The sequence below is a fragment of the Phyllobacterium sp. SL163 genome, from assembly GCF_049896885.1.
In the GTDB taxonomy this organism is placed as follows: Bacteria; Pseudomonadota; Alphaproteobacteria; order Rhizobiales; family Rhizobiaceae; genus Phyllobacterium; species Phyllobacterium calauticae.
Genome location: NZ_JAFCVE010000002.1, coordinates 372096 through 392716, shown reverse-complemented (window position 1 = coordinate 392716; position 20621 = coordinate 372096). Strand labels below are relative to the sequence as shown.

At 60.5% G+C, this 20621-nt stretch carries 26 protein-coding genes; 9 read left to right on the top strand and 17 right to left on the bottom strand.

The features are described from left to right. The first annotated feature begins 1 nt into the window (after position 1). On the top strand, positions 2-637 hold the full coding sequence (locus ACP7B1_RS05505) for a glutathione S-transferase family protein (RefSeq protein WP_346305601.1): 636 nt from the start codon (positions 2-4) through the stop codon (positions 635-637). Positions 638-835: 198 nt separating this feature from the next. Continuing rightward, a complete protein-coding gene (locus tag ACP7B1_RS05500) occupies positions 836-2005 on the top strand; it encodes an epoxide hydrolase family protein (RefSeq protein WP_346305600.1) in 1170 nt (389 codons plus the stop codon). Between the two features lie 55 nt (positions 2006-2060). Here the strand turns inward: ACP7B1_RS05500 and ACP7B1_RS05495 are convergent, their stop codons facing one another. Continuing rightward, positions 2061-2357: a hypothetical protein gene (locus ACP7B1_RS05495; protein ID WP_346305599.1), complete on the bottom strand. Its 297-nt coding sequence runs from the start codon at positions 2355-2357 to the stop codon at positions 2061-2063. A 116-nt stretch (positions 2358-2473) separates the two neighbouring features. On the opposite strand from ACP7B1_RS05495, the gene ACP7B1_RS05490 reads away from it, so the two are divergent. Next, complete coding sequence (locus ACP7B1_RS05490) at positions 2474-2704, top strand: helix-turn-helix transcriptional regulator (protein WP_346305598.1); 231 nt, start codon at positions 2474-2476, stop codon at positions 2702-2704. 110 nt (positions 2705-2814) lie between these two features. On the opposite strand, the gene ACP7B1_RS05485 is transcribed toward ACP7B1_RS05490, so the two are convergent. Further along, a complete protein-coding gene (locus ACP7B1_RS05485) occupies positions 2815-3393 on the bottom strand; it encodes a TetR/AcrR family transcriptional regulator (protein ID WP_346305597.1) in 579 nt (192 codons plus the stop codon). 139 nt (positions 3394-3532) lie between these two features. Here ACP7B1_RS05485 and ACP7B1_RS05480 point away from each other — a divergent pair, with 139 nt between their 5' ends. Then, positions 3533-4090 carry a DUF308 domain-containing protein gene (locus ACP7B1_RS05480; RefSeq protein ID WP_346305596.1) on the top strand — a complete coding sequence of 186 codons (558 nt, stop codon included), beginning with the start codon at positions 3533-3535 and terminating at the stop codon, positions 4088-4090. A gap of 13 nt (positions 4091-4103) precedes the next feature. On the opposite strand, the gene ACP7B1_RS05475 is transcribed toward ACP7B1_RS05480, so the two are convergent. From ACP7B1_RS05475 to ACP7B1_RS05455, 5 genes are all read right to left on the bottom strand, one after another. Then, a complete protein-coding gene (locus ACP7B1_RS05475; protein ID WP_346305595.1) occupies positions 4104-4757 on the bottom strand; it encodes a glutathione S-transferase family protein in 654 nt (217 codons plus the stop codon). Between the two features lie 39 nt (positions 4758-4796). Further along, complete coding sequence (locus ACP7B1_RS05470) at positions 4797-5021, bottom strand: DUF1127 domain-containing protein (protein ID WP_346305594.1); 225 nt, start codon at positions 5019-5021, stop codon at positions 4797-4799. Positions 5022-5116: 95 nt separating this feature from the next. Continuing rightward, positions 5117-5974, bottom strand: coding sequence for an alpha/beta hydrolase (locus ACP7B1_RS05465; RefSeq protein ID WP_346305593.1), 858 nt, complete (start codon positions 5972-5974; stop codon positions 5117-5119). Next, entirely contained in the window at positions 5971-6114 is a 144-nt protein-coding gene (locus tag ACP7B1_RS05460; protein ID WP_204351110.1) for a hypothetical protein, read from the bottom strand. The genes ACP7B1_RS05465 and ACP7B1_RS05460 overlap by 4 nt, the downstream gene beginning before the upstream one ends. Before the next feature lie 75 nt (positions 6115-6189). Then, positions 6190-7026: an AraC family transcriptional regulator gene (locus ACP7B1_RS05455; RefSeq protein ID WP_346305592.1), complete on the bottom strand. Its 837-nt coding sequence runs from the start codon at positions 7024-7026 to the stop codon at positions 6190-6192. A gap of 259 nt (positions 7027-7285) precedes the next feature. On the opposite strand from ACP7B1_RS05455, the gene ACP7B1_RS05450 reads away from it, so the two are divergent. Continuing rightward, entirely contained in the window at positions 7286-9073 is a 1788-nt protein-coding gene (locus ACP7B1_RS05450) for a M23 family metallopeptidase (RefSeq protein WP_346305591.1), read from the top strand. Between the two features lie 30 nt (positions 9074-9103). On the opposite strand, the gene ACP7B1_RS05445 is transcribed toward ACP7B1_RS05450, so the two are convergent. Continuing rightward, positions 9104-10105, bottom strand: a complete 1002-nt coding sequence (locus tag ACP7B1_RS05445; RefSeq protein WP_346305590.1) for an aldo/keto reductase — start codon at positions 10103-10105, stop codon at positions 9104-9106. 115 nt (positions 10106-10220) lie between these two features. Between ACP7B1_RS05445 and ACP7B1_RS05440 the strand changes: the two genes are divergently transcribed. Next, entirely contained in the window at positions 10221-11123 is a 903-nt protein-coding gene (locus ACP7B1_RS05440; RefSeq protein WP_346305589.1) for a LysR family transcriptional regulator, read from the top strand. Between the two features lie 11 nt (positions 11124-11134). On the opposite strand, the gene ACP7B1_RS05435 is transcribed toward ACP7B1_RS05440, so the two are convergent. Together ACP7B1_RS05435 and ACP7B1_RS05430 are read right to left on the bottom strand one after the other, a co-directional pair. Continuing rightward, positions 11135-11323 carry a hypothetical protein gene (locus tag ACP7B1_RS05435; protein WP_130268630.1) on the bottom strand — a complete coding sequence of 63 codons (189 nt, stop codon included), beginning with the start codon at positions 11321-11323 and terminating at the stop codon, positions 11135-11137. A gap of 75 nt (positions 11324-11398) precedes the next feature. Continuing rightward, positions 11399-11716 (bottom strand): hypothetical protein, encoded by a 318-nt coding sequence (locus ACP7B1_RS05430; protein ID WP_346305588.1) that lies wholly within the window; start codon positions 11714-11716, stop codon positions 11399-11401. Between the two features lie 133 nt (positions 11717-11849). On the opposite strand from ACP7B1_RS05430, the gene ACP7B1_RS05425 reads away from it, so the two are divergent. Next, a complete protein-coding gene (locus ACP7B1_RS05425) occupies positions 11850-12065 on the top strand; it encodes a helix-turn-helix transcriptional regulator (protein WP_346305587.1) in 216 nt (71 codons plus the stop codon). A gap of 167 nt (positions 12066-12232) precedes the next feature. Here the strand turns inward: ACP7B1_RS05425 and ACP7B1_RS05420 are convergent, their stop codons facing one another. Further along, a complete protein-coding gene (locus ACP7B1_RS05420) occupies positions 12233-13429 on the bottom strand; it encodes a diaminopropionate ammonia-lyase (RefSeq protein WP_426136674.1) in 1197 nt (398 codons plus the stop codon). A gap of 106 nt (positions 13430-13535) precedes the next feature. Between ACP7B1_RS05420 and ACP7B1_RS05415 the strand changes: the two genes are divergently transcribed. After that, the gene (locus ACP7B1_RS05415; protein WP_346306662.1) at positions 13536-14024 is read left to right on the top strand and encodes an Lrp/AsnC family transcriptional regulator; all 489 of its coding nucleotides are present in this window, start codon (positions 13536-13538) and stop codon (positions 14022-14024) included. A 70-nt stretch (positions 14025-14094) separates the two neighbouring features. Here ACP7B1_RS05415 and ACP7B1_RS05410 read toward each other — a convergent pair whose 3' ends face one another. From ACP7B1_RS05410 to ACP7B1_RS05400, 3 genes are all read right to left on the bottom strand, one after another. Next, a complete protein-coding gene (locus ACP7B1_RS05410) occupies positions 14095-14352 on the bottom strand; it encodes a hypothetical protein (protein WP_346306663.1) in 258 nt (85 codons plus the stop codon). A gap of 6 nt (positions 14353-14358) precedes the next feature. Further along, positions 14359-15156 (bottom strand): thioredoxin family protein, encoded by a 798-nt coding sequence (locus tag ACP7B1_RS05405; RefSeq protein WP_346306664.1) that lies wholly within the window; start codon positions 15154-15156, stop codon positions 14359-14361. 186 nt (positions 15157-15342) lie between these two features. Next, entirely contained in the window at positions 15343-15780 is a 438-nt protein-coding gene (locus ACP7B1_RS05400) for an SRPBCC domain-containing protein (RefSeq protein ID WP_346306665.1), read from the bottom strand. A gap of 123 nt (positions 15781-15903) precedes the next feature. Between ACP7B1_RS05400 and ACP7B1_RS05395 the strand changes: the two genes are divergently transcribed. Beyond that, positions 15904-16965 (top strand): adenylate/guanylate cyclase domain-containing protein, encoded by a 1062-nt coding sequence (locus ACP7B1_RS05395; protein WP_346306666.1) that lies wholly within the window; start codon positions 15904-15906, stop codon positions 16963-16965. A 60-nt stretch (positions 16966-17025) separates the two neighbouring features. Here the strand turns inward: ACP7B1_RS05395 and ACP7B1_RS05390 are convergent, their stop codons facing one another. The 3 genes from ACP7B1_RS05390 to ACP7B1_RS05380 all read right to left on the bottom strand — a co-directional run bounded on the left by ACP7B1_RS05390 (position 17026) and on the right by ACP7B1_RS05380 (position 20585). After that, the gene (locus ACP7B1_RS05390; protein WP_346306667.1) at positions 17026-18066 is read right to left on the bottom strand and encodes an NAD(P)-dependent alcohol dehydrogenase; all 1041 of its coding nucleotides are present in this window, start codon (positions 18064-18066) and stop codon (positions 17026-17028) included. Between the two features lie 193 nt (positions 18067-18259). Then, positions 18260-18571, bottom strand: coding sequence for a hypothetical protein (locus ACP7B1_RS05385; RefSeq protein ID WP_346306668.1), 312 nt, complete (start codon positions 18569-18571; stop codon positions 18260-18262). 475 nt (positions 18572-19046) lie between these two features. Next, the gene (locus tag ACP7B1_RS05380) at positions 19047-20585 is read right to left on the bottom strand and encodes an MDR family MFS transporter (protein ID WP_346306118.1); all 1539 of its coding nucleotides are present in this window, start codon (positions 20583-20585) and stop codon (positions 19047-19049) included. Between the last annotated feature and the right edge of the window lie 36 nt (positions 20586-20621).

The window sequence follows — 20621 nt, the reverse complement described above, 5'->3', positions numbered from 1 at the left end:
CATGTTGACACTTTATTACTTTCCCCATGCCTGCTCGATGGCTTCCCACGTCGCACTGGAAGAGGCGGGAGCTGCCTTCGAATTGAAGAAGGTAAACATCCTAACGGGCGAACAGTTCAAACCTGAGTACCGGGAGATCAACCCGCGGGCAAAGGTTCCGGCACTTCGCTTCGACGATGGTCAGGTTCTGTTGGAATCCACCGCCATCCTCGGCTGGATTGGGAATGCTTTTCCCGATCAAGCACTCCTCGGCAGTGATCCGTTTGAACGGGCGCAGACAATTGCGACCTGTGCCTGGCTCTCCGGCACCGTCCATCCCACGTTCACGAAGTTTTACCATCCCGAACAGGTGGTTTCGGCCCCGAGCCTGTTTGCAGCTGTAAAGGCGAAAAGCAAAGAGAACTATTGGGACCACCTCCAGGAAATGGAGCGCATCATGGAAGGTCGTACATGGATGATGGGTAGTCATTTCACTGTCGCTGATCCATACGCCCTGGTGTTCTTCTCATGGGGACGCGATCTTGGGCTGCCGATCAGCGATCTAACCAATCTCATGGCCCTGAAAGACCGTCTGATTGAGCGGCCGGCAGCTCGTCGGGTGCTTGAGAAGGAGAAGAGCGTCCTACTGTCCATGTGAGCGGTTGGCTGATGCCAAGTTGATCACCACGACCAACTACGTAGATCTCTTAGGTGATTACCAAAAAAGATGGCATCTATGGCAAATCGAAAGAAGCTCATGATACCGCTCAAGCTTGTTCATTGAAAGTCTAGCCCGAGTACGCATGAAACGTAGCGGAATGCGGAAGTACCGAGCACATTATTGAGGAATCGCTAAATGCAGCCCTTCCAGATCAGTATTGCCGACGAACAGATCCAGGATCTAAAAACACGGCTGCGCCAAACGCGCTGGCCCGGCTCGATATTTCAGGGCGGGGACGAGGATGGGGTGAGCCTCGCACTCGTTCAAAAACTTGCAACACATTGGTCGGACACGTTTGATTGGCGTGCGAGGGAAGCGCAATTGAACGAGTTGCCCCAATTCACCGTTGATATCGATGGGCAAAACATTCATTTCATTTATAAAAAGGGCGTGGGACCGAATGCGCGGCCCCTTATATTGACACACGGTTGGCCGGGGTCGTTCATAGAGTTCGAACGAGTGATACCACTGTTGACGGACCCGGGCTCACACGGCGGTGACCCGTGCGATGCATTTGACGTTGTGGTGCCCTCGCTCCCTGGCTTCGGCTTCTCAGCAGCGCCAAGGCAACCTGGATTTAATGCCCGGCGGGTTGCCGGACTTTGGCAGAAGCTGATGCTTCAACTTGGCTACGAGCGATATTTTGCGCAGGGTGGTGATATCGGAGCGGGCGTATCGGCCTGGCTTGGTGCTCTCTATCCGGGCTCCGTCGAAGGGATTCACTTAAATTACATTCCCGGAAGTTTTCGGCCGCCATTGGGGGCGGATTATCCGGCCATTACAAGTGAGGAACAGCAGTTCTTGGACCGGGCAACAAAGTTCGCGAGTCTGGAGGGTGCTTATTCCCTGCTGCAAGCGACAAAACCGCAAACGCTCTCGTTCTCCTTGTCGGATAGCCCGGTCGGTTTGCTGGGCTGGATAGCCGAAAAGTTCGCAAGCTGGTCTGACTGTGACAGCGACCTGGAGACGGTGATATCTGCAGATACATTACTGACGAATGTATCGATTTACTGGTTTGGAAACACCATCGACTCGTCCCTTCGCATGTACAAGGAAAATCGGCTGCAGCCTTTTTCGTTTCCGGATGTTTCAAACGTAAGCGTGCCGATGTCGTTCGCACATTTCCCGAAGGAACTACCAATTCCACCGCGATCATGGGTCGAGCGCGTATTCGATGTGCGGCGATGGACAAATATGGCGAAGGGCGGCCATTTCGCCGCGCTTGAACAACCCGAACTCTTAGTCCGTGATATTCAGGATTCATTCCGCGTGTCTGACACGCCAATATCCAACCGTCTGAGATGATTGCAGAATATAACTGGTTATGATGGGATCCTTGGTTCGGTTCAGGGAAGCGGCTTCAAGACTGCGCCAGACGCTTCCTAATTACCTTCCGCACACGCCACCAATAAGTCTGCTCCGCAACGTCGCTGCGATACCACGCGCGCTCATGATGGGCGAAAGCCTCACGTTCCGGGTCGGCGGAGCTGGCAATAATATCACCTGCCATGCTGTCGGTCTCAGCTTTCGGGATCATTCTCGGCTTAATAGCGTCTATCCAAACGACCCATAGGATGAAGCCAATGAAAATCACAACCTGACCGCCGCAGAAAATCAGCAGAAACAAGGCTATACCTTGGAAAATCATATCCAACATTTGCCGTCCTCCGATACATGACAGTATGTAGAATATAGTCAACAGACTGAAAGCGGAAGCATTTTTGTTGACTATAGTCCGTTGGACTATTGTCTACAGCATGATCAATCCGCAGAATGGAAAACGTTCGCGGAATTCTGGCGCGCAATGTCAGGCTTGGCAGACAGCAGCTGCATCTTTCTCAGGAAGAGTTCGCAGCCCAAGCAAATATTGACCGCACCTATATCTCGGGGATAGAGCGGGAAACGCGAAATCCAACCATTACGATCGTCGCCAAGATCGCGGAAGTTCTTGGAACCACGGCGGCAGCGCTGCTTACCAATCAATCAAAAACAACAGAACGATAACCTAGCAGGACATAATTCTCGCCCCCGCATAGCCTCCCGCCAACACACAAGGCAGCTCCAATGCTGGCATTGGCGGCCAAGCAAGCCGCCTCGGAGGCTGTCCGCGCTGGCTACTTCGTCAGCTTGTCGACCTGCGTGCTGATGATGGCAATGAACAATCCGGGATCGACAAAAGCCCGCGCGGAGAGCATGGCCCCATGAACCGAGGCCATCAGCATCTGGGCCTCCTCCTCGGGCCGCCCGTTCAACCGGAACAGGTCCTGCTGCGCTCCAGCGCTCAGCACCGACGCAAGCCATGCCGCGAGGCTTTGGAAATGCGCACGGACACGGGATGCGACCTCTTCAGGCAGCATCGGTATCTCGCCAGCCAGCATCGCGCAGACGCAGAAGGGCTGCGAGGCATCGCGAATGCATGTGTCCCAGTAATTCAGGTAGAACTGCAACTGTTCGGCAGGGCTCGCGACTTGCGCGCGGAGCGCTTGCAAACCGGTCTCGGCCTGCTGCCTGTAACGGTCCACCAGCACCGCAACCAGTTCCGCCTTCGTCGGAAAGTGATGATGGATGCTCGCTTTGCGGATGCCGATCGCAGCCGCGATATCGGCATAGCTGAACCCGTTATAGCCTCCCGCGACGATGAGAGACTGCGCGATATCAAGAATTTTTTCTGAAGTCGAAGTCATTGATTTCATAGCGCTGCCTACCTTCTGGTAGGCTGAATGTCAAGATTGTGCATCGCTCCCGCTTTTCACAATGAGGTGTTCGAGCACCGGATTGACTCACAAGCTTTACCTTCCTACTGGTAGGTAGATAGCAACAAGGAATCTACCGATGCAAAGCCAATCTTCAACCCCGTCCAGCTGGTTGCGAACCTATTATTTCGCACGCGCCATTTTCTCCGTCGCATGGGTTGCCGCCGCCATTCTCTTCAGTGCGCAATCCCCTCTCGCCGTGCTTCTGCTGGTCATCTACCCGGCATGGGACGCCCTCGCCAATCTGGTTGATGCAAGGGTCAATGGCGGGCTCAAAGCCAACCCGTCCCAAGCATTGAATGTCGCGGTCAGCACGATAACGACGATTGCCGTCATCGCAGCGTTGAGCAGCAGCATGTATACCGTTCTCGCGGTGTTTGGCGTCTGGGCGATCTTTTCAGGTCTGCTGCAGCTGAACACGGGGATAAAACGCTGGCGTCACTATGGCGCGCAATGGCCGATGATCCTGAGTGGCGGGCAATCGGCCCTCGCCGGTGGCTTCATGATCAGCCGATCCATCGGCACTGTTGCGCCGACCATACTGGACATTGCTCCCTATGCGGCGTTCGGCGCATTCTACTTCCTGCTTTCCGCAATCTGGCTTGCCGTCACGGCCTATCGCAAGGCAGTTGCCTAGGCGTTATCGCTCCCTAATCGCGGTCCGGCGCGGTGGTGAACACTGCCCGTTGGGCTGAGAAGGCGCGCTGGTAGGCGGGGCGCGCTTCGCCGCGCGCGACATAGGCGGCAAGGCTCGGATATTCCGCCAGTATCCCCGACGCCCGCAGCCGGATGAGCACGTGCACCATCATCAGGTCCCCGGCGCTGAACGCGCCGTCGAGCCATTCGGCATCATCAAGCCGGGTGGAAAGTTCGCCGAGCCGATCCCGGATGCGGTTGTCGACGAGAGGCATGCGCTCCGCGCGCCAGTTCCTGTCCCCCTCCGCAAACAGGGCGACCTGACGCTCGAGGATCGGCGGTTCCACCGTGGCGACAGCGGCAAACATCCATGCGATGGCGCGCGCCCGCGCATTGGCATCATCCGGCAAGAGGCCGGGGTGGCGCTCTGCGATATGCAAAAGGATAGCCCCGGATTCGAACAAAGCGAGCCCGTCTTCCTCATAGGTCGGAATCTGCCCGAACGGCTGCAGCGCCAGGTGCGCGGGCTCCTTCATCGCCCTGAATGAAACAAGTCTGGTGGTATAGGGCTGGCCGACTTCTTCCAGCGCCCAGCGCACGCGCATATCGCGCGCCAGGCCCTGTCCCTTGTCGGGGGAGCGTTCAAAGGCGGTAATGGTGATCGTCATGGCGGTTCTCCATCGCTTCTCCGTCCTGAAGACGATTGGCTATGCGGGATTCCGACACTGCTTGCTTGAGATAATCTTCGCCCTTGGGGAAGCGTCATCCTTGACCCGCAGGTCCATATAAGCCTCCGGCCAGCCGATATCGTCAAGAATATGGTCGGGAAGCTCGTTGATATGCCGGTGCGTGCGGGCCTTGCGCCAGCGCCGCGCAAGAGGGCCGGACAGGCGCTTCATCCCGGTGATGACATGTGAAATCAAATCGGCCATTTCAGCCTCCATCCTCCTGGTTTCCCGGTTGGTGCGGCCGTTGTCTCCCCCCGGAAAGGGGGAGATCCCGTTGCCACGGAAATCGCGGGCGCCGGTCAGGACCAATGCGCGCGCAATTCACGGTTGAATGCTTCCGACCGCTCCTCCGGGAAGAACAGCCGGGCACCCTCGAACTCGACGACGCGGCGCGTGCCGGGAATGCGCCCGGCCAGCCAATGGGCCCACTTCCGGTCGAAATAGATGTCATCGGTCGCCCAGACGATCAGGGTCGGCACATCCAGCATGCGCAGTTTCGGCTCGATGGCGACGGTCTGGCTGTTGTCAAAGGCGGCAACGAAACGCTCAAGTCCTCGGATGCGATCCGGCGCGGAGAAATAGGGCTTGAGGTAGATGTCGATCGTCGCGTCGCTGACGCTTGTCGTGTCCTCGTAGCAGGGGCCGAGCGCGCCAGGCGAACGGAAGATGTCCTTGTTGTCCAGCATCGCCGCCAGCGTATCGCGCAGGCCGCCTGACGCACACAGGTCGACAAAACCCTGGAACGCCTGCGGCGGCCAGTTGTCATGGGTGTCGCAGTCCGTCAGGGTAAGGCTGCGGACACGGCCTGGATGGTTGACCGCAAATATCTGGCACACAGCGCCGCCGCCGTCATTGCCGACGAGGTCGACCGCATCGATGCCAAGCGCATCGAGAAACTCCGCCAGCATTGCCGCCTGCGCGGCGGTGGACAGGTCCTGCGTCGCGGACGCCTCCGTCGCACCGTGGGCGAGCGTGTCGATGGCAATGCAGCGGCGGATATCCGACAGACCCGCCAGCTGATGCCGCCAGAGATGGCTGTTGACGAGAATGCCATGGACGAAAAGCGCAACGGGGCCCGTGCCCGCTTCTGCATAATGGATACGCCCGGAGGGCGTATCCACGTGCTTGCGGGCAGCCTGAAACTGCTGCACGGTCATGACGGCTTCCTCGGGGCGGCTTCCCGCAGCTTGCCGGCGCATTCCTCACAGCAGACTTCCACAGTCTGGTCGCCGATCTTGACTTCGATGACGGTCGCATCCAGCGCGTCATCGCAGACGGCACAGGTTTTCTGGCTCATGATCTCAACTCCTTTTACCCGCCTATCGGGCAGGTGCAGGAGACCATTGCGGGCTTTTCGCTGCTATCGAGATCTTTAGCTGTTTCCGGGGTGCGCCGACCGGAGAAAGGCGCTTGGCGAACGGCCATAGGCCTGTTTGAACGCCGCGGTGAAATGGCTGTGGCTGGAAAAGCCGAGATCAAGTGCCAGTGCCGTCAGATCATCACAGCGCGGCAGCAGATCGAGCGCGCGGGCAAGGCGCAGGCGCAGGTGATAGCGGCAAAGCGGCATGCCTTCGACCTGCTGGAACACCTGGGTGAGATAGACGGGCGAGCCGCCGATCTCCCGGGCAATGTCCGCCAGGGTCCAGCGGCGGGAGAGATCGCCCGCCAGCAGCAGTTTGACGCGGTCGGCCAGACGGCTACGGGCAAAGCTGGCGCGCGGCACGTGTGAGGTGCGCGGACCAAGGCTGCGACACACCAGCGTCAGCAACAGGCTTTCCGCTTCCAGCGGTTCGATGCTGGCGTTTTCCAGATGGTGCCGGAGGAGAGCCACCAGCGCCTGCGCGCGCGGGTCGATGCGCTGATGCTGGCCGCGAAACCCGGACACACCGCCCTTTTTCAGCAGGGACGGCGGCGCCAGCTCCTGCAAAACCGTTTCGGGCAGCGCCATGGACAGGCTCGAGTCACCGCCGTCAACGGGGTGGCTGACCTGATAGCCCTCGCCCGCATTGAAGAACAGCACGTGGTTGGCATCGGCCACCGCCTGTCCGCTGCCGACATGCCTGACATAGACCCCGCGATAGGGGAAAACGAGGTGGGTGGCGGAGGTGCATTCCTCGGCGCTGCGATGCCGGCAATGGCCGTGGCAGCGGACATTCTTCAGCGATACGACATCCGTATCAAGAAGATCGCTGACTTCAAATTCAGGCATTCCGGCCGTATTGCAAGGCTCGTTCATCGAAAGTCCAATTTCCCGCGCTGCTGTTTCAGCCTACAACAGGGCTCCTGCCATCCTGATGTCAGGAGCTTTGAACAGACAATTCATCGGCAAATGATTGCTCGCCAATCGCCGAACAAGCCCTTATAAGGGGGCGCAGTGCGGTTTGTTGGGGATAAAGTTCCGCGTGCCTCGATATTGCCATGTTAGACAATAGCCTCGCGCGCAATGGAAGCGTGACGTACGGGACCTGATGACGCGATCAAACGCAAAAAGCAGAATCGAACAGGCAATCGACGATAATTTTGGCGCCATCCGCCAGATATCGCGCATTGTCCGCTTTTCGCTTTTCACCCATGCGCGCTTCCTTTCGGCCATTCTGGTCGCCGGGATTGCCTCTGCCGCCATGTTTGCGGGCGTCCTCACCGTCATGAACCGGCGCCCGCCCGTGGCCATCGCCGCCATTGCCGCACCGCTGCGCACGCGGCCCGAAGCCGCGCCGAAGGGCGACCGCCTCCCCCCGCCCGCCATCGTGCAGGCGATACCGGTGGCCAAGGTGCTGGAAAGCCAGGCGGACGGTTCGACGGAAAAATTCGCCTATCATCAGGTCAAGATCGGCGCGAACAAGCAGGCGCAGACGCGGACCGGCCCGGGCCACGCCGCCGCACTCGCCCAGCGGTTTCCGCCCGCCAGCACCGATCCGTTCCAGTCCATTTTGACGGAGAAATCCACGAAGACCAAAACCACGGCCATGCCCGTGGCATTGGCGAGTTTGGGCGAAGAACGCATTCTCGTGCGCGGAACGCCGATCAATGTCAGCACGGCCAAGGTGCAGCCAGCCCCCGCTGTCGAGCAGGTGGTTGCCCTGCCCACGCAGGGCGGAGACATCGGCGGTCTTCTGGCCGCAGCCAACATGACCAGCGAGGACCGGGCGGCGCTGCAGACGGCGTTGACGGCCAGCAGCAGCGCGTCGCCGGAGCGGATCGAGCTTCTTCTGGAAAAGGCGCCGCGCAAGGATGCGCCGGAGCGGCTGCTGATGGCGCGGCTTTTCCGGCATGACAGCCCGCCATCCGATCTGGCGCGCGACGATGGCGGCATCCTGCGGCGTGTCAGCAACCCGCGGCAGTTCGAACGCCTCGCCCATGATGCCCACATGGCAAGCGCCGATGCGACCAGCCCCGATACGCGCAGGGACGACCGGGCGCAGGCGGCCGAAAAGGAATTTCCCGCCGCCATGCAGCAGCTGGAAAAGCTGAATGTTCCGGCCCACATGGCGGGACAAATTCTGCAGCTTGCCAAGGAAAACGGCATCAAGCTGACCGATGCGGCCCTGCTCGACCAATCCGTCGAACTGGTGTTCCGCACCAATGAACAGGGCGAATCCGAACCTGTTGCCGTGACCTTCAACACGAAGGACAAGACCAAGCGGTTTTACCATTACCGCGCAGCGCCCGGCAACAAGGCGGAATTCTTCGACGAGGACGGCCAGTCGGCCTCCAAGACCCTGATGAAAAACCCGGTTCCGAACGGGCGGCTCGGCGATGGCTTTGCCTGGCGCACGCACCCGATCCTGAAAGTGCGCAAGCACCACAACGGCGTCGACTACGCTGCGCCGTTCGGCTCGCCCATTCTCGCGGCGGGCGATGGCGAGGTGGTGGTGATCTCATCGGAATCCGGCTATGGCAAATATGTCCGCATCAAGCATGATGGCGGGTTCTTCACCACCTATTCGCATATTTCGCGAACCCCGCCATCGCTGAAAGTCGGCCAGCGTGTCAGCCAGGGGCAGGTGATTGCCTATATCGGCTCGACCGGCCTCTCCACGGGCCCGCATCTCTACTACGAACTGCGCATCGGCGATAAATATTACGACCCGACCGCAACACCGCTGCCTGCCGGAACCGATCTTGAAGGCGCGCGATTGACGGATTTCCGCAAGCAGATCAGCCACGTGGAAAACATCGAGAACTATATCGGCGCACGCATCGCCACCGCATTTGCCCCGCCGGACGATGGCCGGGTGCACACGGCCATCCACTAGATTTTTGCAGGCCCAATCGGCGAAGGCCGATCAGTGGCTGCCCGTTTCACTGTCGAGATGCGCCATCTGCGCGGCGGCATAGCGTTCTCCGGCCGCAGCGCCTTTCGGCACAGCCTGCTCGATGCGCTCCAGATCATCCCCGGACAAGCTCAGATCCAGCGCGCCCAGTGCTTCGCTCAGGCGATCCCGGCGGCGGGCACCAACAACGGGAATGATGTCATCGCCCTGTGCAGCAACCCAGGCGATGGCGATCTGCGCAACGGTGACACCTCGGGCTTCGGCAATGCCCTGCAGCGCATCGACCAGGCGCAGGTTCTTGTCGACATTCTCGCCTTGAAAGCGCGGGCTGTGGGCGCGGAAATCCGCCGGGCTGGCCGCGTCCTTGCGCCAATGGCCACTGATCAGACCACGTGACAGCACGCCATAGGCGGTGATGCCGATGCCCAGTTCCCGGCAGGTGGCGAGAATACGGTCCTCGATACCGCGCGAAATCAGCGAATACTCGATCTGCAGATCGGCAATCGGATGGACGGCGGCAGCGCGGCGGATGGTTTCGGGACCAACCTCCGACAGGCCGATATGCCGGACAAACCCGGCCTTCACCATGTCCGCGATGGCACCGACCGTCTCCTCGATCGGCACATTCGGATCAAGACGCGCCGGGCGATAGACGTCGATGTAGTCGACACCCAGCCTTTGCAGGGAATAGGCGAGCGAGGTTTTCACCGCCGCGGGCCGTCCGTCAAAGCCGATCCAGCCGCCAGCAGGGTCGCGCTGCGCCCCGAACTTGACGCTGAGGATCGCCTGATCGCGCTTTGTGCCCTTGAGCGCTTCGCTGATCAGCAGCTCATTATGGCCCATGCCGTAGAAATCGCCGGTATCGAGCAGGTTGACGCCCGCTTCCAGCGCCGCGTGAATGGTCGCGATACTCTCGGCACGGTCAGCGGGACCGTATATGCCGGACATGCCCATGCAGCCCAGACCCAATGCCGAGACCTGCGGACCGGTTGCACCCAATGGACGAATTTGCATCTTGTCGAACTCCTTTTGCCGCCGCACTTCCTGCGGCAGGTTGGCTCTTTATAAACCAAGGACATTTGTGCGATAATCCGCCATACTATGTACGGGCTGTACGGAAAACCGAACAATGAACGATCCCAATCTCAGCGATCTTGATGCGCTTGTGTCCGTGGCGCGAGCCCGCAGCTTCCGCGGCGCCGCTAAGCTGCGCGGTGTCTCGGCCTCGTCGCTCAGCGATGCCATCCGCCGGCTGGAAGAACGGGTCGGCGTGCGCCTGCTCAATCGTACCACCCGCAGTGTTACGCCCACGGAGGCAGGCACACGCCTGCTCGAACGGCTGACGCCAGCACTCGGCGAGATCACCGGCGCGCTCGACGCGCTCAACAGTTTTCGCGACAGCCCGACGGGAACGCTGAAGCTGAATGTTCCCACCATCGTCGCCCACTGTATCCTGCCGCCGATTGTCAACCGGTTCCTCACGGCACATCCGGGGATCAGGCTGGAAGTGACCACCAACGACACCTTCATCGACGTGCTGGCAGCCGGTTTCGACGCGGGTATCCGCTATGACGAAAGCATCGAGCAAGACATGATCGCCGTGCCCATCGGCCCGCGCACCCAGCGTTTCATCTGCGTTGCAACACCGGCCTATCTTGAAAAGCACGGCGAACCGCAGCACCCGAAGGACCTGCTGCAGCATGCCTGCATACGCCACCGCTTTGCCAGCGGCGCCATTGCGCCGTGGGAGTTCGAGCGGAATGGCGAACTGGTGAAGGTCAACCCGACGGGACCGTTGATCGCCTCCACCATGGATCTGGAACTCGGTGCGGCGCTGGCAGGTCTCGGCATCATCAGTACATTCGAGGAATTTTTGACGGAGGGCCTCGAAAGCGGTGCCTTCCGGCCCGTCCTCGCCGAATGGTGGCAGAGTTTTTCAGGCCCCTTCCTCTACTATCCGAGCCGCAGGCTCATGCCGGCTCCGCTGCGCGCATTCGTGGATTTCATCAAATCCGGCGCCGCGAGGCCTTGAACGAGGGATGCCTATTCGTCCTCTTCCTCGTCATCATCGGACTCGATCACATCCCAGATGAAAGCGTTCAAACGCTCTTCGATGCTTTTTCTGGAAGCACCGGCTTTTTCCATCTCGCGCTTGATCTTGACGAACTGCGCCTTGTCTTCGGGCGAGAGGTATTTTGCAGCGTTTTCGAGTGATGACATGGAACTGGACATACGCGGCTCATACCTTTTCGGGCGCGACAATGGAAGGATCATATCACGCCCGGAGCCAGTCCACCCTTAAGAAGTTCAGGCAATATGCTGCTCGCGGCCGTGCTCTGCCTTGTCACCGCCCGCCGGGTCAGCCAAGAGCAGCGGTGGATTGCTGTCGCCAAGCGGCATGTGGCTGATGATATGGATCCGGTTTTGCGCATCGCGACGGATGGAATAGAGCAGTTCCCCATCAAGCCCGCTGTTCATCCGCCTGCCTGCAAGCCGGAACCGCAGCGTCAGCGCCACCAGCCCCAGCACGAAGGCGGGCGGAACGATCAGCCACAGCACCTTCAGCCAGTCGGAGAGCGATTGGTACGTGTCAAAAAAATCCTGCCAGAAATTGTAGGTATCCATATCGATGGCTCAAAAATTCAACGTCAATTGTGACTTATAGTATACATATCGCGAGCGCATTGACCAGCACTTTTCACCTATTGTTACTCATAGTGTGTAGACTTAAAAGCTACATGCACGGCCACATGCCGCCATGGACTCAAGGCAGATCGTTGGCAGAAATGTGAGAAGAATCCGGGAAGAGATGGGCCTATCTCAGGAGCAGCTTGCCTTTGAGACAGAGTTGCACCGGACCTATATCAGCGGTGTCGAAAGAGGCGTCAGAAATCCGACAGTTCTGGTGATCGACCGTTTGGCAAAAGCTCTTGGTGTGCCGCCCCATCTGCTTTTGATGCCGGGTAGTATCTAGCTTAAGCCGCAGCGATTACTGAATGGCTGGCATTCCCGTCCCGCGTGGTTCGACAGGCTCACCATGAGGGAGTGATTTGGTGACAAGGCCAATCGGAACCGTTGCAGAAGATGGCTCCCTGCAGTCCCCGATCTTCCCTCATGGTGAGCCTGTCGAACCACGCACGATCAGCTTGCAGCGCGCAAAACCATCTCCGGCGCCAAGCCCACGAGCTGCGTGTAACGCGCCGGATCCGTCGCCCCCTCAGTGTTGACAATGAACACGCGCGAACCGGCATCAAGATGGATAGCTTTGCGCAACTCATGATCTTCAGCAACAGCGAGCAGGCCAGCCAAACCGGCGCCGCCGCTTTCCCCCGCAACGACAGCCATGTCCTTTCCCAGCGGCCGGGCCAGGCGGTTCATCGCCGCGACGGCCCCGTCCTCTTCAACCGTCATGAATGCATCGGCAGCGCGGGAGAGGATACGCCAGGCCACGGGTGACGGTTCATAGCATTCGAGCATCGCCATGACAGTGGCTTCACCGTGGGCGATCTGGACCACCTCGCCCGCCTGCGCGCTGGCAAAAATGCAGGCGGCGCGGGCCGGTTCGACCACGATGAAGGCCGGACGTTCTTTTCCAAGAACAAGCGAAAGATATGCTGCGAGTGCCGCGGCAACGCCGCCCACACCGGCCTGCACGAAGACATGGGTTGGCGTTTGCGGCAGTACACGCAAGGCTTCGCGGATGATGGCCGTGTAGCCCTGCATCACCAGCCCGGGAATGCGTTCATAATCCGGCCAGGAAGTGTCGGACACGACGGTCCAGCCATTGGCCGCGCATACCCGCGCCGACTCCCGGATGGAATCGTCATAGGTGCCGTCGACACGGATCATCTCGGCGCCGTAGCGGGCAATGGCTGCCACCCGTTCATCGCTCACCCCCGCATGCACGAAGATTGCCGACTGCGCACCCACAAGCCGGGCCCCCGCCGCGACGGACTTGCCGTGATTGCCATCAGTGGCGCAGCCGAAGGTCATGCCGCGGGCGATGGCGCGAACGGGCGGTGTGTGGAGTTCCGCAATATCCACCGCGCGGCCCAATTGCCGTTCCGCTTCCTCGAGCACGAGCCGGATCACGGCATAGGAGCCGCCCAGCGCCTTGAAGCTGCCGAGACCGAGGCGCGCGCCCTCATCCTTGACGTGGAGCGCGGCGATGCCGAGACTAGCGGCCAGCGCGGGCAGTGCATGCAGCGGCATCGGCACGTGATTGTCCCGGTGGGACAGATACCGTTCCACTTCCGCCGCCGCGTCGACACCAAGGGTCTCGGCGTCCCGCGGGTCGAGCGGCTTATTGTGGGTGGGATGCCGGTTAAGGATCAACATTGCTCTTTCACTCCTGCCGTTTGCGCATTTATAGTGCGCTCAAGGCGAGAAAAGCGCTCTTATTTGGCTTGGCTCGCGCAAGTTTGTTGCATGAATGAGGTGTCCCATGGCCAAACCACTGCTGACCGTGCCAGCCGAGCTCGACCATTTCGATCTTGCGATCCTTGATATCCTGCAAAAGGACAATGCAACGCCGCAACGGGTCATCGGCGAAGCGGTTAACCTTTCCGCTCCGGCGGTGCAGCGCCGGATCAAGCGCATGGAGGAAAGCGGCGTCATTCAGGCCAATGTTGCCGTCCTCGACCCCGCTCGGCTCGGGCAGCCGATCACGATCCTTGTTGAAGTGGAGGTGGAAAGCGAGCGCATCGATCTGATCGATGCGGCGAAAAAGAGCTTTGCCGCAGCACCGGAGGTGCAGCAATGCTACTATGTCACCGGTGAGGCCGATTTCATGCTTGTGATCATCGTGGCCAGCATGGCCGCCTATGAAGGCCTGACCCGGCGGCTGTTCTTTGCCAACCACAATGTCAAACGCTTCCGTACGGTTGTGGTGATGGACCGCGTCAAGGCGAGTCTCGCCATCCCGCTGACCTGATCTTCATCCCGGTTTTCGAGGCCGGCGCGCGCGACCGCGCGCCGGATTAATGCTGTTTGCCCGTTCTGGATCAAACTTGACGGGCAGCGCCATGTCTCAGCCGTGCCAACAGGTTGAGCCAAGGCATCCCATGGAAAATGCTCATCAGCACATACATGAGGGTCATGCCGCTGAAGGGCGATGCATTCTGCATCGCCGAGCAGATCATGTCAGCGTCGCCGGAGAGGGCTGTGACGAGCGCCATGACAGCGAATGTCGGTGCCGCGGCGAGACGCAGCCAGCCGGCAAGGCCGGGATCGGAAGCGCTGCCGGAATCCGGGCGGAACATCGACGTTCAACCCTGACCGTATTTATCGTGATGGCGCCACCAGACACCGTTCTCATTGCGGCCAAGCGGTGCACGGTCCAGCCATTGATACATACCCCAGATGCCGTCGAGGCCGCGCGCATAGCTGGAATAGGTGTGGTAGACGACGCCCTTATCGAGCACGAAAGCGCTCAGCCCCGGCCGGTCACGGGTGAAGGTGGCCGCATCGGTACCAGTCATGGCCGCAATTTTATCAATCGGCGCTTCCTCGCCGCGCGGCTGCAATTCCGGAGCCACTTTGCCCGTCGGCGGCAGGGGCATCCGTGTCTCCCGGCGGAAATTGTATTCTATACCGCCGTTGCGCTGCTGCTCCTCGGTGAACCAGACGCTGAAATCCTGATTGAAGTCACTGTTGAACGACGAAGCCCATGGGAAACTCCAGCCCATGCGTTGTTTGAAACCCTGCAGTTTCGCCAGCGGTGCACGCGATATCGCCGAGAAGGCGACGTCATGATTTTCCAGATGGACGGTGACGCCGTTGAACCCGTCGGCGATGGCCGAGCAGGACGGGCAGCCGGCGGTATAGTCGGGTCCGAACATGAAGTGGTAGACGAGAAGCTGCGAACGGCCCTTGAACAGATCCGCCAGCGAGGCGCTTCCCGCATCGGTATCGAACCGGTATTCCTTGTCGATGCGAACCCAGGGCAGTTCCTGGCGCCGCTGTGTCAGCGCGTCGCTGCGCCGCGTCAGATCCTTCTCATCCTTGAGCAGGTCGATCCGCGCAGCCAGCCATTCTTCGCGCGTTCCAGTTATATGAGATGTCATCATTCTTCTCCTTCGATTGTCGGTTGCCTGTCGTCCGTCATTGCCGGTGCGACATGTTGCTTACCGGTCCTGAGTTTAGGGCCGGATACCGAAAGCATGGGAGTTACAATTGTGACGGGATTTCCTTGGGCATGTCCCTGCATGGTCACGCACCGCATGGTGTGCCATCGCAATTGTCCGCGAACATCAGGAACTGAGCGGTTTGTCCGGTCCCGGGTCGCCGCCCGCTGCCGCCACCACCAGCCTGCGCAGGTAGTGGTTCCAGCCCTTTTCGTGGTTGACGCGTTCCGTCTCGTTGGGCAGCCCGCTATGGGTGAAGCGCACCAGCGTGCCTCCCTCCTTCTCGATGAGGTCGATCTCGACCAGGCTCGAACCCGGCGGCACGTTTTCATGCCCTTCCCAGCCGAAACTGTAGGCGAGGCGGTGGACAGGAATCACCTCGGTGAACTGACCGCGAACGGTGTGCGCATCGTTGATGCTCAGGAGATAAATCCCGCCGGGATGCGGCTCGATTGTCGCTTTCGTCCCCATCCAGCGCAGGATCTTGTCCGGATCGGTGAGGAAGGCGAAGACCGTCGCCTGCGGGGCGGCAATCTCGATTTCATTGCGAAGCGTCTCGGTCATCGGCGATCTCCTCCCAACAGGACGCACACTCACTTCGGCATCGCGCAATGTAAGCCAATCGGGATTTCGCGCAAGAAACAAAAGCGGATGACAGGGACCCGGCATCGCTGCATGATGGCAGGCATGCAGTTGCCGTCCGCTCTTTCCTTTCTCGTCGACGAAGCGACCGGTATGCCGGATGGCGATGCCTTTCTGACGGCGCTTGCGGCCCGGCTCATCGCCGACGGCCTGCCGCTGGCCGGCGGCACGCTCACCCAGGCAGCACCCCATCCGGTCATTGGACGGCGCACCTGGCTGTGGCGCGCCGACACGGGACAGGTGATCGAGGCGCTGGGCCTGGCTGGTCCAGCCGAGCCCCAGGACGCCAACCTTGCCGGCAACTGGCTGGCCAGCCTCGGGACGAATACCGTGCAGGAGGATTTCGCCAATGGTGCCGTGCTTGGCTGGGCCGCGCACCGCCCGCTCACCGGGGAGGAGTCGGACCTGCTGCGGCAGGCCGCCCGCTTTGCCGCTGCGCCTCTGGCATTGCTGGCTGCGCGCTCGACGCTGACCGCACTCCTGACCACCTATCTCGGCCGGCGCAGCGCGACGCAGGTCCTGGCCGGGCGTTTGCGGCGCGAGCCGGGCGAGACCATCCGGGCCGCCCTGCTGTTCGCCGATCTTCGCGGCTTCACCGAATTGTCGGAAACGACGGGTGCAAAGGACGTGATCGCCGCCCTCGATGCCTGGTTTGACCGGATCGCCGGTGCCGTCCATGCCTTTGGCGGCGAGGTGCTGAAATTCATCGGCGATGGCGTTCTGGCGATTTTTCCGATTGGCGAGCGTGACGCTGCCGGCGCCTGCGGCGCGGCGCTGCGTGCGGTCGCCGCTGCCCGTGCCGGGATGGACCACCTCAACCGCGACCGCGCCCTGCGGGGTGTGCCGCCGCTGTCGTTCGGCACGGCACTGCATCTCGGCGACATGCTGTGGGGCAATATCGGCACGGCCGACCGGCTGGATTTCACCGCCATCGGACCTGCCGTCAATCTGGTCAGCCGGTTGGAGGGCCTGTGCCGCCCGCTTGGCCACACCGTCTTGCTTTCGGGCGCCTTCGCGGCGGAAACGGCGCAGCCGCTGATCCCGCTCGGCGAGCACCGGCTGCGCGGCATTGCCGTGCCCTGCGCGGTGTTTACACCGGCACAGTGATGCACCGCATTTTCCCGGAGGGGGCTGGTTTCAACCGCCCTCCGGCAAGCCACCCGATGGTTAGAGGGTCGCCATATCGATGACGAAGCGGTAGCGCACGTCGCTCTTGAGCACGCGCTCATAGGCTTCGTTGATATCCTTGATATCGATGGTCTCAATTTCGGCAACGATGTTGTGCTCGCCGCAGAAATCCAGCATTTCCTGGGTTTCCTTGATCGAACCGATACCTGATCCGGCAAGGCTCTTGCGTCCGGCGATCACGGAGAAGGCATTGACGGGAACCGGGTGCTCCGGTGCCCCGACGAGAACCATGGTGCCGTCGATCTTCAGCAGGCCGAGATAGGCATTCCAGTCAATCGCCACACCGGCGGTGCAGATGATGACGTCAAAGGTTCCCGCAAGAGTCTTGAACGTTTCGGGATTGCTGGTTGCATAATAGTGGCTTGCACCGAGCTTCAACCCGTCATCCTGTTTCGACAGGGTCTGGCTGAGCACCGTGATCTCCGCCCCCATCGCGTGACCCAGCTTGACGCCCATATGGCCAAGTCCGCCCATGCCGACAATGGCGATTTTCTTGCCCGGCCCCGCCTTCCAGTGCCGCAGCGGCGAATAGAGCGTGATGCCGGCGCACAGCAGCGGAGCGGCAGCGTCAAGCGGCAGGTTGTCCGGAATGGAAAGGACGTAACCTTCCCTAACCACGATGGAATCCGAGTAGCCGCCCTGCGTGGGCGTGACGCCATCGGCTTCAACGTCATTGTAGGTCAGGACGATGCCCGGCATGTACTGCTCGAGATCGGCATCGCGCGCCGCGCATTTCGTGCACGAATTGACGAAACAGCCAACACCAACGCGGTCGCCCTTCTTGAACTTCGTGACCTTTGCGCCAACGGCCGTCACGATCCCGGCGACCTCATGACCCGGCACCATGGGGAATTTGGAGCCACCCCATTCATCGCGTGCCTGATGGATATCGGAGTGGCAGACCCCGCAATATTTGACCGAGATGACGACGTCATCGTCATTGGGTTCCCGCCGTTCGAAGACAAACGGGGTGAGCGGTTTGGAGGCGTCGGTTGCCGCATAGCCTTTAGCAAGAGCCATGAATGATTCCTTTTGAGATGACGAGATGAGTAGGGCAACCAGCTATGCCGCAGGACCGGGCCGGAGCAGTAGCGCAATCCTGCAGGCTTGTTGCACAATCCTCCAAATCAGCGGCCGCCATTCTCTCGGCCCCGCAGTTCCGATGATGGACTGCGCAAACCCGGCCTGATTTTCTATCGGAGAAATGCCTGTCCTATTTGCCGATCAAATCGCGCGCCGCTTCTGTGGTTTCAGCGGGATCGAGCAGCAGCAGCGGCGTCTTGCCTCCGGCAAGCGGGATATGGCTGACGACATGCAGCTGGTTGCCCGCATCGCGGTGAATGGAGTAGACAAGCTCACCATCAAAACGCCTTTCCACTTTCCTGCTCTCGATGCGAAAGCGCAGCGTTAAGGCGACGAGCCCCAGCATGAAGGCGGGCGGGACGATCAGCCACAGAATTTTGAGCCAGTCGGATAGCGACTGGTACGTATCAACCAAATCCTGCCAGAAATTGTAATTGTCCATGTGCACTCCCTTGTCTCGCGAGGAAAGTGGTCACCCGAGGTTTAGCCTCTGGTGACCGGGGAGCTGATAACTCTCGAGGGAGAGCGCCTTCGCCTTTAGGGTTGCCCCCTGAACATACGCGAAGGCCTCCCCGACCATAAGACCGGGAAGTGCATTTTACGGCAGCACAACGCCGCCCTCGAGGGGTTATCAAGCCCCAAGACCGGCCCGTTTCGACCGGTCTCATCGCGGACCATAGTGGGAAAGTGAAACGGGTGGAAGGGGTTAGGGTATCGGTTTGTATATTGAAGACTGCAAAACCTCCGGTGCGTGGTTCGACAAGCTCACCATGAGGCAGAGTGAGGATTGCAGGCAGCACCATTCTGCAACCTTTGCGATTGGCATTTCAGCCAAACCACCTCCCTCATGGTGAGCCTGTCGAACCACGCACCGCGCACAAAGCTGGCGGGACGTTGAACCGACGGCGGAACCTCTCCTATTCCGCCGCCTCGGCCACGGCCGTGTCCAGCTTCTTGGCCGCAGCGGCCACAGGCAATTGTACCGGCTTCAGGAGCAATGCCATCAGCAATCCGAACAGGGCGATGCAGGCTGCCGTCAGAAACAGCGGCGTGAAGGCAGCGGCATAGCTTTCGGCAAGCATCCGGCGCGTTGCCTCGGGAAGTGCCGCCATCATCTTGGGCGTCAGCTCGCCGATATTGCTGACGCCGGGAATGGCACCGGCACCGTGCGGCAGGTTGGCCGCGATGATCGCGCCATAGGCTGATATGGCGATCGAGGCACCGGCCATGCGGGCCAGCGACACCGAACCGGTCGCCGCGCCGACATCGCGGCTGCCCGCAGCATTCTGGACACCGATGATCGGAAGCTGCTGTCCAATGCCGATGCCGGCACCGTGCATGAGCATCAACAGGCCGATGATGACCACAGGCGTTCCCGCATGCACCTGAGTGAGCAGGCCGAAGGCAATGGCACTGAGCGTGAGACTGGCCACCGACAGGTATTTGTAGCGGCCCGTGGTCGAGATCAGCCGGCCGGTCAGAAGCGAGCCGCCGACAATGCCACCCGTCAGAAGGATGAACAGCAGCCCTGCCATCGACGGGGACAGGCCCGTCGTGGTCTGCAGGAAGAAGGCGAAGTAATTGACCATGCCGATGGCGATCGAACCGCTGGCGATCGAAATGATCAGGAACAGGGTGAAGGTCGAATTGCGGAACAGCGACAACGGTATGATCGGTTCGGGCGCTTTGCGCTCGACCAGGATCCATGCCGTGGCGCAAAGGACGGCAAATGCCACGAGCGAGACAGTCTGGGGTGCCAGCAGCGAACCGAACAGTTGGGCGCCATCGGCGGCCAGAACAAGGCTGGTCGTGGTCAGGGCGAGCAGGATGGCACCGGCATAGTCGATCTTCGGCCGGCGTGCCGGTTTGCGGTAGGGCAGCATGAAGGCCAGCCCGGCAATGACGGCAATGCCAATCGGCAGGTTGATCAGGAAGATCGAACGCCAGCCGAACAGGTCGCTCATCGTGCCGCCGAGCACCGGCCCGATGGCACCGGACGCCATGAACACAAGGCTGATATAGCTCTGGTAGCGGGCACGCTCGCGCGGCTCGAACAGATCGGCAGTCACAGAAAAAATCGAGACCATGACGCCGCCGCCGCCGAGGCCCTGCAGCACGCGCGCCGCAATCAGCGTGTTCATGGAAATGGCAAGACCGCAGACCGCCGAACCCAGCGTGAAGATGGATATGGCAGCGATCATCACATATTTGCGCCCGAACAGGTCGCCCAGCTTGCCATAGACCGGCATCACCGCACTGACGGCAAGCAGATAGGCCGAGCCGATCCAGGCGAAGCGCTCAAGCTCGCCGAACTCGCCGACAATGGTCGGCAGCGCCGTCGACACGATCTGATTGTCGAGCACGGCCATGAACATGGCCGCCATCAGGAAGAAGAAAAGCATCAGCCGCTTGCGCGGGTCCGCAACGAGCGGCTCGAACGTATTGGGCGTGTTCATGGAGCGGGGTATCCGATTTTGATTGGCGCAATTTAT

Coding starts and splice junctions, on each gene's coding strand:
- ACP7B1_RS05400 (WP_346306665.1), bottom strand. CDS start 15,780: ATGACCGAGACGCTTCGCAATGAAATCGAGATTGCCGCCCCGCAGGCG.
- ACP7B1_RS05475 (WP_346305595.1), bottom strand. CDS start 4,757: ATGACGATCACCATTACCGCCTTTGAACGCTCCCCCGACAAGGGACAG.
- ACP7B1_RS05385 (WP_346306668.1), bottom strand. CDS start 18,571: ATGGACAATTACAATTTCTGGCAGGATTTGGTTGATACGTACCAGTCG.
- ACP7B1_RS05420 (WP_426136674.1), bottom strand. CDS start 13,429: ATGTTGATCCTTAACCGGCATCCCACCCACAATAAGCCGCTCGACCCG.
- ACP7B1_RS05395 (WP_346306666.1), top strand. CDS start 15,904: ATGCAGTTGCCGTCCGCTCTTTCCTTTCTCGTCGACGAAGCGACCGGT.
- ACP7B1_RS05380 (WP_346306118.1), bottom strand. CDS start 20,585: ATGAACACGCCCAATACGTTCGAGCCGCTCGTTGCGGACCCGCGCAAG.
- ACP7B1_RS05445 (WP_346305590.1), bottom strand. CDS start 10,105: ATGCAAATTCGTCCATTGGGTGCAACCGGTCCGCAGGTCTCGGCATTG.
- ACP7B1_RS05440 (WP_346305589.1), top strand. CDS start 10,221: ATGAACGATCCCAATCTCAGCGATCTTGATGCGCTTGTGTCCGTGGCG.
- ACP7B1_RS05465 (WP_346305593.1), bottom strand. CDS start 5,974: ATGACCGTGCAGCAGTTTCAGGCTGCCCGCAAGCACGTGGATACGCCC.
- ACP7B1_RS05435 (WP_130268630.1), bottom strand. CDS start 11,323: ATGTCCAGTTCCATGTCATCACTCGAAAACGCTGCAAAATACCTCTCG.
- ACP7B1_RS05500 (WP_346305600.1), top strand. CDS start 836: ATGCAGCCCTTCCAGATCAGTATTGCCGACGAACAGATCCAGGATCTA.
- ACP7B1_RS05430 (WP_346305588.1), bottom strand. CDS start 11,716: ATGGATACCTACAATTTCTGGCAGGATTTTTTTGACACGTACCAATCG.
- ACP7B1_RS05425 (WP_346305587.1), top strand. CDS start 11,850: ATGGACTCAAGGCAGATCGTTGGCAGAAATGTGAGAAGAATCCGGGAA.
- ACP7B1_RS05415 (WP_346306662.1), top strand. CDS start 13,536: ATGGCCAAACCACTGCTGACCGTGCCAGCCGAGCTCGACCATTTCGAT.
- ACP7B1_RS05495 (WP_346305599.1), bottom strand. CDS start 2,357: ATGTTGGATATGATTTTCCAAGGTATAGCCTTGTTTCTGCTGATTTTC.
- ACP7B1_RS05390 (WP_346306667.1), bottom strand. CDS start 18,066: ATGGCTCTTGCTAAAGGCTATGCGGCAACCGACGCCTCCAAACCGCTC.
- ACP7B1_RS05405 (WP_346306664.1), bottom strand. CDS start 15,156: ATGACATCTCATATAACTGGAACGCGCGAAGAATGGCTGGCTGCGCGG.
- ACP7B1_RS05410 (WP_346306663.1), bottom strand. CDS start 14,352: ATGTTCCGCCCGGATTCCGGCAGCGCTTCCGATCCCGGCCTTGCCGGC.
- ACP7B1_RS05450 (WP_346305591.1), top strand. CDS start 7,286: ATGACGCGATCAAACGCAAAAAGCAGAATCGAACAGGCAATCGACGAT.
- ACP7B1_RS05485 (WP_346305597.1), bottom strand. CDS start 3,393: ATGAAATCAATGACTTCGACTTCAGAAAAAATTCTTGATATCGCGCAG.
- ACP7B1_RS05490 (WP_346305598.1), top strand. CDS start 2,474: ATGGAAAACGTTCGCGGAATTCTGGCGCGCAATGTCAGGCTTGGCAGA.
- ACP7B1_RS05460 (WP_204351110.1), bottom strand. CDS start 6,114: ATGAGCCAGAAAACCTGTGCCGTCTGCGATGACGCGCTGGATGCGACC.
- ACP7B1_RS05455 (WP_346305592.1), bottom strand. CDS start 7,026: ATGCCTGAATTTGAAGTCAGCGATCTTCTTGATACGGATGTCGTATCG.
- ACP7B1_RS05480 (WP_346305596.1), top strand. CDS start 3,533: ATGCAAAGCCAATCTTCAACCCCGTCCAGCTGGTTGCGAACCTATTAT.
- ACP7B1_RS05505 (WP_346305601.1), top strand. CDS start 2: ATGTTGACACTTTATTACTTTCCCCATGCCTGCTCGATGGCTTCCCAC.
- ACP7B1_RS05470 (WP_346305594.1), bottom strand. CDS start 5,021: ATGGCCGATTTGATTTCACATGTCATCACCGGGATGAAGCGCCTGTCC.